Source organism: Sphingopyxis sp. (assembly GCF_041916015.1).
In the GTDB taxonomy this organism is placed as follows: Bacteria; Pseudomonadota; Alphaproteobacteria; order Sphingomonadales; family Sphingomonadaceae; genus Sphingopyxis.
In genome coordinates this window covers 1-6463 of record NZ_JAYSAH010000011.1, presented here as the reverse complement: position 1 = coordinate 6463, position 6463 = coordinate 1, and the positions used below count along the sequence as shown (strand labels likewise).

Annotated in this window: 6 protein-coding genes; 2 read left to right on the top strand and 4 right to left on the bottom strand. The window is 69.1% G+C overall.

Annotated features, from left to right (window positions below):
- The 3 genes from ACE3SL_RS01615 to ACE3SL_RS01605 form a co-directional block, all read right to left on the bottom strand.
- Positions 1–717: AAA family ATPase (locus tag ACE3SL_RS01615; RefSeq protein ID WP_374524015.1), on the bottom strand; the 717-nt coding region annotated here is incomplete at its 3' end.
- Positions 707–1933 (bottom strand): DUF4350 domain-containing protein, encoded by a 1227-nt coding sequence (locus ACE3SL_RS01610; RefSeq protein WP_374524014.1) that lies wholly within the window; start codon positions 1931–1933, stop codon positions 707–709. The genes ACE3SL_RS01615 and ACE3SL_RS01610, both read right to left, overlap by 11 nt.
- Positions 1930–2628 carry a DUF4129 domain-containing protein gene (locus ACE3SL_RS01605; protein WP_374524013.1) on the bottom strand — a complete coding sequence of 233 codons (699 nt, stop codon included), beginning with the start codon at positions 2626–2628 and terminating at the stop codon, positions 1930–1932. Before ACE3SL_RS01605 ends, ACE3SL_RS01610 begins: the two co-directional genes overlap by 4 nt.
- Before the next feature lie 161 nt (positions 2629–2789).
- Here ACE3SL_RS01605 and ACE3SL_RS01600 point away from each other — a divergent pair, with 161 nt between their 5' ends.
- Together ACE3SL_RS01600 and ACE3SL_RS01595 are read left to right on the top strand one after the other, a co-directional pair.
- Entirely contained in the window at positions 2790–4997 is a 2208-nt protein-coding gene (locus ACE3SL_RS01600) for a thiamine pyrophosphate-dependent enzyme (RefSeq protein WP_374524012.1), read from the top strand.
- On the top strand, positions 4994–6040 hold the full coding sequence (locus tag ACE3SL_RS01595) for an ACP S-malonyltransferase (protein WP_374524011.1): 1047 nt from the start codon (positions 4994–4996) through the stop codon (positions 6038–6040). Before ACE3SL_RS01600 ends, ACE3SL_RS01595 begins: the two co-directional genes overlap by 4 nt.
- 173 nt (positions 6041–6213) lie before the next feature.
- Here the strand turns inward: ACE3SL_RS01595 and ACE3SL_RS01590 are convergent.
- Positions 6214–6463 (bottom strand): response regulator transcription factor (locus ACE3SL_RS01590; protein WP_374524010.1); only part of this gene is annotated, 250 nt, incomplete at its 5' end.

The window sequence follows — 6463 nt, the reverse complement described above, 5'->3', positions numbered from 1 at the left end:
GCGGATCAGACGGACGATATAATCGACGATCTCCTCGGCGAGGCGGACGGTCGCGATCGTGTCGATCGCCGCACCGATCGTGCTGGCTTCGGCGATCCGGGTGACGCCGAAATCGCCGACCGCGGGGCTTTTGAAGCGCCCGCCATGGTCGGCGACGATCCGGCGCTCCTCGGCGGCGTCGGGATAATCGACGACGAGCTTGAAGAGAAAGCGGTCGAGCTGCGCCTCGGGCAGCGGATAGACGCCCTGCTGTTCGATCGGATTCTGCGTCGCGAGCACGGTGAAGCGCGGGCTCATCGCGTGCGGTTCGCCGTTGATGGTGACGCGGCGCTCCTGCATCGCCTCGAGCAGCGCCGCCTGCGTCTTCGGCGGGGTGCGGTTGATCTCGTCGGCGAGCAGCAGTTCGGTGAAGATCGGCCCCTTGGTGAGGGTGAAGCTCGACGTCTGGAAGTTGAAGAGGTTCGAGCCGAGAATGTCGCCGGGCATCAGGTCGGGGGTGAACTGGATGCGTCCGAAGTCGAGCCCGACGGCGCGCGCGAAGGCCTGCGCGAGCAGGGTCTTCGCGGTCCCCGGCGGCCCTTCGAGCAGCACATGCCCGCCCGCGAGCAGCGCGATCGTCACCATGCGGGTCAGCGGCGCCTGGCCGAATACGGCCTTCGCCACCTCGCCCTCGATCGCGGCGCCGAGCGCCCGGACGCTTTCGATGTCAGCCGTCACGTAACAAATCCTTCCTGATGTCGCTGAGCGCCTGTGCGCCCTCCAGAAACTCATGCCGGTTGCGCGCCAGCGGCAGGCGCCGCGCAAGCGCGGAAAACAATGTGCCGCCCTGCAGGCGGCGGTCGATCCATGCATCGGTCGCGGCGGCGTCGAGCCCGGCCGGCGCGTGCAGCCGCCGCGCGATCGCGCTGCGCTGGCTCGCGACATAGGCATCGGCGCCGTCGAGCTCGCGGCGCGCCTGACGGACGAGGTCGGCGCTGTTCGCGATCAGCGCCGCCTTCGAGATCGGGATCGCACGGCCGGGCTTCAGCGCCGGGCCGAAGCGCACCCACGCCTGCCACAGCGCGAGCAGCCCCGCCGCGATCAGGCAGAGGGTGATGCCAATGAAGGGCGGGACGAAGGCGAAGCGGAGCAGCGAACGCTGGCTGCCGAAGCCATTCAGCGTCAGGTCGAAGACGAGCGCGTCGGCATTGGCATCCTCGCCGATCGCATCGATCAGCAGCGCGGCGGCGCGCGCCTTGTCGTGCGAGGAAAAGGCGAGATTGTCGGCCAGATCGGGGTCGGCGAGAATATAGAGATCGCGGTCGGTCGCGCGGGCGAGCACCGCGCCGCCGTTCGCGCCCGCGATCAGCGGCTCGATCCCCTCGCCGGCGACGGTCTGGGCATCGGCGGGGAGATAGGCCGAAAACGACCGCCCGGCGATCCGGGCAGGAACCGTCTGGGCTTTCGCGGCCGGGGCGCGGACCTCCACCTTGCCGAACCGGCTTTCAGGCAGCAGCTTGCCGTCGGGGGTGACCGCGAAGCCCTGACTGACCCAGCCGGGCTTCTTGCTTTGCCCCGGCAGGCGGATCGTCTGCCATTTGGGCAGAATGACCAGTGCGGGCCCTTCCTGCTTGCCGAGCAGTTCCTCAATGTCCGCGGGCTTGCTGTTCGGCGTCGGGGTCAGGATCAGCAGCGGCCCCGAATCCTCGACCCTGGTCCCGACGCGGCGGCGCAGTTCGACGTTGGCGCCCGCACGTTCGAGCAGGTCGACGATGCCGGCATAGCCCGGCGCGGCCTTCGACAGCGCATGGCCGCCACCGTCGTTGCCGCTCGACAGTTGCGGGCCGAGCGCGACGAGCGCCCAGAGCGCGATGAAGGCGACCACGCCGACGACGACCATCCCCGCCATCAGCAGCGGGTTGAAGCCATGATCGCCGGTGCGCGCGCCGCTCATGCGCGCGCCCAATTCTTCGGCACGGTGAGCTCGGCATAGGCGCCGCGGCAGTCCTGCCACGCGCTTTCGTCGATCGCGCGGCCGCCGAACAGGCTGATCTCGACCGCGCGCGCGATCCGGCTGAAGGCGTGGCGTGCGACCGAGGGGAGGTCCTCGGCCGCGGCGAGTTCGCGCGAGGTCATCGCCGGGCGGACGAGGCCGGGGCGGCGGCCGTCGATGTCGTCGACGCTGCGGTAGAGAAGCAGATGCACCGCCTCGGCGAAACGGCCCGCGGCGGCGAGCGCATCGGCATCGGCCAGGCGCGCGCGGGCGGCGCCGGCTTCGGCCTCGCCGATGCTTTCCTCCGCCGCCTCGTCATTCCGTTTGCGGCCGAAGCGGAGATTGTCGACCCAGTCGGCGAAGGCGGGGACGAAATGATAGAGAATGAGCAGGAGCAACGCCGCCGCGCCGATCCAGAGCAAGGGTTTCAGCGCCGGGGCGGTCGATTCGAAAAAGTCGCGCAGCCAGCCGAGGTCCCATTGCGGCTGCTCGGGCCGGGGCGGCGGGGCGGGGAAGCTCGTCTGAATCCCGCCGTCCGCCATCGTCTGGCCGTATCCGGGATCGACCAGCTCGGGATCGATCAGCCAGCCGCTGCCATCCCCGGCGTTTGGCGTTTCGGCGGCGGCCGACGCCTGGGCGATCCACAGCGACATCATGTTGAAATATCGGCCCCGCCCTGCTCGGTCATCGCAGATGGTGGTAGCGCGAGCCGCCGCGAGAAGGCAAGAGATGCTTGCGCGCGGACCGGCCCCGTTCTAGCGCGCGCCAGACCAAGACCGATGGTTGCACGGGTAACCAACGGCGCAGCGGACGGAGGATGTCGGTGGACGCGGCGCAGGCAGTACATGAGAAATTCCTCGCCGCGCTGGCGAACCGCGCCCTGCCCGACCGGTCGGACGCGCCCGACCCTGCCGCCGCCGGCCTGTCGCGCGCCGAGGCCACCGATATCTTTCTGTCGCAGCTCACCAGCCGCCAGATGGACCGGCTGTCGCGCCACCTGCAGGCGCGCGGCGAAGGTTTCTACACGATCGGATCGTCGGGGCACGAGGGCAATGCCGCGGTCGCCGCGGCGCTGCGCGTCACCGACATGGCGTTCCTCCATTACCGCTCGAACGCCTTTCAGCTCCACCGCGCGCGCCAGCGTCCGGGCGGGACGCCGGCGTGGGACATGCTGCTGAGTTTCGCAGCGTCGAGCGAGGACCCGATTTCGGGCGGGCGGCACAAGGTGATCGGATCGAAGCCGCTCGCGATCCCGCCGCAGACCTCGACGATCGCCTCGCACCTGCCAAAGGCGGTCGGCGCCGCCTTCTCGATCGGCATCGCGCGGCGGTTGGGGCTGGAGGGTTGCGCGCTGCCCGACGACGCCGTGGTGCTCGCGAGCTTCGGCGATGCCTCGGCGAACCATTCGACCGCGCAGGGCGCGTTCAACACCGCGGGCTGGTCGGCGTTCCAGGGCTCGCCGATGCCGCTCATTTTCCTCTGCGAGGACAATGGCATCGGCATTTCGACACGCACCCCGACGGGGTGGATCGAGGCGCAGTTCCGCCATCGCGCGGGGCTGCATTATATCCAGTGCGACGGCACCGACCTCGTCGCGGCCTATGCGGGGGCGAAGGAAGCCGCCGACTATGCGCGCCGGACGCGGAGGCCCGTGTTCCTCCACATGGGCACGGTGCGGCTTTACGGCCATGCGGGGTCGGACGTGCAGGGTGCCTATCTGCCCAAGGCGCTGATCGAGGCCGATGAGGCGCGCGATCCGCTGCTTGGCGGTGCGGCGCTGATGGCCGAGCAAGGCTGGATGTCCCCCGCCGAGATTGCCGAAACCTATGAGGAAATCGGCCGGGCGCTGGCGCGGCAGGCCGAAGCGGCGATCAAGCGGCCGAAGATCACCACTCCCGCGGGCGTGATGGAAAGCCTCGTACCGCCGAAGCGCGACCTTGCCCGCGCCAACACGCCGTCGGACGAAGACCGCAAGGCGATGTTCGGCAGCGATGCCGGGCAGATGGACAAGCCGATGCATATGGCGCGGCTGCTAAGCTGGGCGCTCGCCGACCTGATGCTGGCGCACAAGGAAATCGCCGTGATGGGCGAGGATGTCGGGCCGAAAGGCGGGGTCTACAATGTCACCGCGAAGCTGCATCAGCGCTTCGGCTCGGCGCGCGTGATCAACACCTTGCTCGACGAACAGGCGATTCTGGGGCTGGCGATCGGCATGGCGCACAACGGCTTCGTGCCGATGCCCGAGATTCAGTTCCTCGCCTATGTCCACAATGCCGAGGATCAGATTCGCGGCGAGGCGGCGACGCTCAGCTTCTTCTCGAACGGCCAGTACGCGAACCCGATGGTGATCCGCATCGCCGGGCTCGGATACCAGAAGGGCTTCGGCGGCCATTTCCACAACGACAACAGCCTTGCGGTCTTCCGCGATATCCCGGGGGTGATCCTCGCGGTGCCGTCGAACGGGCGCGACGCGGTGCATATGCTCCGCGAATGCGTGCGCCTCGCGCGCGAGGAGCAGCGCGTCGTGGTCTTCGTCGAGCCGATCGCGCTTTATATGACGCGCGACCTCCACGAGGAAGGCGACGGCCTGTGGACCAGCGTCTATGAGGCACCGGGCGAGGGCGCGCCGATCGGCTTCGGCGACGTCGGGGTGCATGGCGAGGGGACCGACCTTGCGATCGTCACCTATGGCAATGGATATTATCTCTCGCGGCAGGCCGAGAAACTGCTCGCCGCCGATGGCGTGAAGGCGCGGGTGATCGACCTGCGCTGGCTCGGGCCGGTCGACGAGGACAAGCTCGTCGCCGCGGTCGGCGAGGCGAAACGCATCCTGATCGTCGACGAATGCCGCATCACGGGGTCACAGAGCGAGGCGCTGATGGCGACCTTCGTCGAGCGGGTGCCGGGCAAGAAGCTCGCGCGTATCGCCGCCGACGACAGCTTCATCCCGCTGGGGAAGGCGGCGACGCTGACGCTGCCGAGCCGCGATTCGATCGTGGCGGCCGCGAAGGAGCTTCTTGCATGAGCGCGCGCAAGACCGCGCTCGTCGTCGCGCCCGGACGCGGCACCTATGGCAAGGGCGAGCTCGGCAGCATCGCGCGGCTGCATGGCGCGCGTTTTGCCGACCTGATCGCCGATTTCGACGCGCAGCGCCGCGAGCGGGGCCAGCCGGCCGTCAGCGAACTCGACGGCGCCGAGCGCTTCAGCGTCGCGACGCATATGCGCGGCGACGTCGCGGCGCCGCTGATCTACACCGCGACCGCGCTCGATTATCTCTCGATCGACCGCGACAGGTTCGACGTCGTCGCGACCCTCGGCAATTCGATGGGCTGGTACAGCGCGCTCGCGCTCGGCGGCGCGGTGTCGGTCGAGGACGGGTTTCGGATCAGCAACGCGATGGGGCTCAACAGCCAGACGCACGGTCCCGGCGGGCAGATATTGCTGCAAATCGTCGATGAGGACTGGCGCCCGGTGCCGGGGTTGCGTGAAAAACTCTTCGCGCTGGTCGCCGATATCGCGTCGCGCCCCGACCATGCGCTTGCGCTGTCGATCGACCTTGCCGGGATGCTCGTCCTCGCCGGCAACGAGGAAGGTCTCGCTGCGCTGCTCGCCGAAGCGCCTCCGACCCCCGGACGCGATCCGCTGCGCCTCGCCGGACACGGACCGTTTCATACGCCACTGATGGTCGGCAGCTCGGACAAGGCGAAGGCCGAATTGCCCGCGTCGCTCTTCGGCAACCCTGCCATCCCGCTGATCGACGGGCGCGGTCATATCTGGCGGCGCTTCGCGTCCGATCCGGCCGACATGTGGGATTACACCTTCGGCCACCAGATCCTCGCGCCCTATGATTTCGCGCTTTCGGTGCAGGTCGCGGTCAAGGAGTTCGCCCCCGACGTCATCATCCTGCCCGGTCCCGGCGACACGCTCGGCGGCGCGATCGCGCAGGCGCTGATCGGGATCGAATGGCAGGGGATCGCCGGCAAGGCCGGCTTCATGGCGCGGCAGGCGGCGGACCCGATCCTGCTCTCGATGGGCCGCGCCGAGCAGCGCGCATTGGTCACGGGATGAAATGGGAACCGGCGGAGGTGGAACATCCTCCGCCGGCCCCGCTGGGATCCGCAGCCAGGTGGGGACGGCTGCGAGCGCGAACGGCGGCGCCGATGGGGACCAACTCAAAGGCGCCGGACCGTTCATCTCCCTTATAGACAGCCGTGGGCATGCATGGCCGCGCTGCCGCGGCGTCATGCTCCGAAATGGAGCGGATCGCCGCGCGCTTGCTCGGCGGTGAAGGCGAGGCGGAGCAGTTCGGCGACGCTGCCCGCGTCGGTGCGCCGCATGATGTTGGCGCGGTGAACCTCGACCGTGCGCGGGCTGAGGTCGAGCTGCCGCGCGATCGCCTTGTTGCCGAGCCCGGCGGCGATCGCGTCCAATATGTCGCGCTCGCGCGGGGTCAGCGCCGCGAGCCGCGTTTCGGCCTCGCGAAGCTGCGCG

Excerpts from the sequence above, each read along its gene's own strand:
- ACE3SL_RS01605 (WP_374524013.1), bottom strand. The coding sequence starts at position 2,628 with ATGATGTCGCTGTGGATCGCCCAGGCGTCGGCCGCCGCCGAAACGCCA.
- ACE3SL_RS01610 (WP_374524014.1), bottom strand. The coding sequence starts at position 1,933 with ATGAGCGGCGCGCGCACCGGCGATCATGGCTTCAACCCGCTGCTGATG.
- ACE3SL_RS01600 (WP_374524012.1), top strand. The coding sequence starts at position 2,790 with ATGTCGGTGGACGCGGCGCAGGCAGTACATGAGAAATTCCTCGCCGCG.
- ACE3SL_RS01595 (WP_374524011.1), top strand. The coding sequence starts at position 4,994 with ATGAGCGCGCGCAAGACCGCGCTCGTCGTCGCGCCCGGACGCGGCACC.